Origin of the sequence: Tissierella sp. (assembly GCF_052089545.1) — a bacterium.
Lineage (GTDB): Bacteria > Bacillota > Clostridia > Tissierellales > Tissierellaceae > Tissierella_A.
On the sequence record NZ_JBQDAA010000270.1, the window covers coordinates 1 to 2649 of the forward strand.

Below are 2649 nucleotides of genomic sequence, written 5' to 3' on the forward strand. Positions count from 1 at the left end.
CTTATATGAGTAGTATTACTGGCTCTAAAAACATTGATTTCTATATCTTTAAAAACTTTTCTTTCTTTTATAATATCAACATGATATCCATATGCAGTAGTTGCTCCAGCATTCTTTCTATATAATATCGCACTAATTTTATCATCAGGTAATTTTTCCTCCGATAAAAACTCAGTTTCAGCAACACATCCTGATAATAAGAAAACTACTACAGAAAAAACAAGTAATATTTTATATTTCTCCTAATTTTTATTTTTATTGAATTCTTCTAATGCCTTTCTAGTCCCATCTTCTGCTGCTTTCGAAACTATAAAATAAATAATTGGTATTACTATTAATGCTAGAAAAAATGTCATTTTTAAATCTCCCCTTAATTCTCTAGAATTTATTATTAATCTTCCACTATTTCCATTGTCTCATATATAGATTCAATTAAATCTATATCTATTTTATCATCTAAAACTTTGTATGCTTTATATTCATCATTTGGATGTATTTTAGTTACTCTACTTCCCTTATCTTCTTCAATTATGTATCCTAAATATAGCCTAATATATCTTCCATTATATATTTCAATACCTAAGGTATCAGAGTTTTTATCAGATAACCATATCCGTCTTCTGTCACCTTGTAAAGAATACCATTTATCATCATTTATCCTTTTATATTCTAAAGTTTTAAAATAACTTATTAATTTATTCATTTTTTCTTTATCAGTACTATTAGCTATTTCACGATCATTAATATCCATTGATATATAATCAAATTCAGTATCATCATAATATTTAAGTGCTATTTTATTGAAACTTTGTGATTTAAAATATTCAGTGAATCCTTCAAAACCATCATAATTTAAATACATATAAAAGATAGCAAAAATTAAAAACGAAATTATAGGAACAATTACCTTACCTCTATTCATGCACATCCCCCCATAAGTTATTTCTAATTCCATTATATAGGAAAATAAGTTCTATTTGAAGGATAAAATTATAAGACATAGGATCACTCCTATGTCTCATAATTTAAAATATTATTTTTTGTTTTTCTTTCTTAAAGCTAAAATAGATATAAACTCAAATGCAATATTTGCTGCAAGTAATGTAGTTATTTCATTACTATCATATGAAGGAGAAACCTCTACTACATCAAATGCTACAAAGTTTAAATCTTTTAAATCTCTTATCATTTTTAATGTTTCATATGAAGTAAATCCACCAACTTCTGGAGTACCTGTACCTGGTGCATATGCAGGGTCTACAAAATCTATATCAAATGAAAAGAATACTTTGTTGTCTCCTACTCTTTCTTTTATTTGTTTTATTGTTTCTTCAAATCCCATTTCACGTACCTTATGAGCAGGTATTACTTTTAGACCTAATTCAGCTGCCTTTTTAAATTCATCTGCATCATACAGTGAGCCTCTCATTCCTACTTGAATAGAAGTATGTGGATCAATTAATCCTTCTTCTATTGCACGTCTAAAAGGTGTCCCATGATTATAAGGTTCTCCAAATACTTCTTCATTTATATCAGCATGAGAATCAAAATGAACTAATGAAACTTTGCCGTGTTTTTCTGCTACTGTTCTTAATTCAGCTAGAGTTATTGAATGATCTCCACCTAAAACTATTGGAGTAACTCCAGCATCTAATATAGGTTGTAATTCATTTTTTATATTTTCATAAGTAGGCTTAATATATCCTGGAACTACATTGATATCTCCATAATCTCCACCTTTTAATTCTTCTAATATATTAACCTCTAAAATAGCATTATTAGGTTTCATCATAACAGAAATATTTCTTATGCCATTTGGGCCAAATCTAGAGCCAGATCTAAAGGAACTTGCTGTATCAAAAGGTATTCCTACGATAGCAAAATCTAGTCCCTCTAAGTTTTCTATTCTTTCCATCCTCATGAAATTTCCCATATTACAAAATCTAGGGGATGAAAGTGCACTTGCTGGTTGTTTTATATCTTTATTATTCATGTAAAATCCTCCTAATGTTTTATTTGTATTTCATTATATCATTAGATAAATAACATTTCACTTTTAAATATTAAATAATAAAAACAGAAATATTTAATATATATTATTAATAACTATTAATATAAAACAAAAAAGGGGATGAGTTATATGAATTTGATTGTAGTTAGTATTGTTTTTGTTTATTTAGGTATTATGCTTTTTATAGGCTGGTATGCTTCTACCAAAATTGATAGTAATGAAGATTTTATGGTTGCAGGTAGAAGACTTGAACCCATAATGATGGCAGGAACTCTTGCGGCAACTGAAATTGGTGGAGGTAGTTCTATGGGTGTTGTAGAAAAAGCATATGGTGATTGGGGTATGAGTGCTATTTGGTATGTGCTTACAATGGCTGTTACTTTTATTGTACTTGCTTTTGTTGCACCCAAACTTCGTGATGCTTTGGTTAAAACTGTTCCTGAATATTTTAGAAGAAGATATGGTAAAGCCCCTGGAATAGTTACAGCAATTATAATGATACTACCTTTAATTGGACTTACTGCAAGTCAAATAATTGCATCTTCCGCTATTCTTTCAGTTATGATTGGAATAAAATATAGTTTAGCTGTAGTTATAGTTTCAGTAGTTGTTACTACATACTCAGTTTTAGGAGGACT

The 2649-nt window shown here is 28.6% G+C and carries 3 protein-coding genes; 1 reads left to right on the plus strand and 2 read right to left on the minus strand.

Annotation, left to right across the window (positions count from 1 at the left end):
* Nucleotides 1–391: 391 nt before the first annotated feature.
* Both ACTHW2_RS12770 and speB read right to left on the minus strand, forming a co-directional pair.
* Nucleotides 392–922, minus strand: coding sequence for a hypothetical protein (locus ACTHW2_RS12770; protein WP_442264271.1), 531 nt, complete (start codon nt 920–922; stop codon nt 392–394).
* Between the two features lie 111 nt (nt 923–1033).
* Nucleotides 1034–1993, minus strand: a complete 960-nt coding sequence (gene speB / locus ACTHW2_RS12775) for an agmatinase (RefSeq protein WP_442264272.1) — start codon at nt 1991–1993, stop codon at nt 1034–1036.
* A gap of 147 nt (nt 1994–2140) precedes the next feature.
* Here speB and ACTHW2_RS12780 point away from each other — a divergent pair.
* A partial coding sequence (locus tag ACTHW2_RS12780) for a sodium:solute symporter family transporter (protein ID WP_442264273.1) occupies nt 2141–2649 on the plus strand: 509 nt, incomplete at its 3' end.

Bases quoted from the DNA above. Each gene is read 5' to 3' on its own strand.
- ACTHW2_RS12770 (WP_442264271.1), bottom strand. From the start codon at position 922: ATGAATAGAGGTAAGGTAATTGTTCCTATAATTTCGTTTTTAATTTTT.
- speB (WP_442264272.1), bottom strand. From the start codon at position 1,993: ATGAATAATAAAGATATAAAACAACCAGCAAGTGCACTTTCATCCCCT.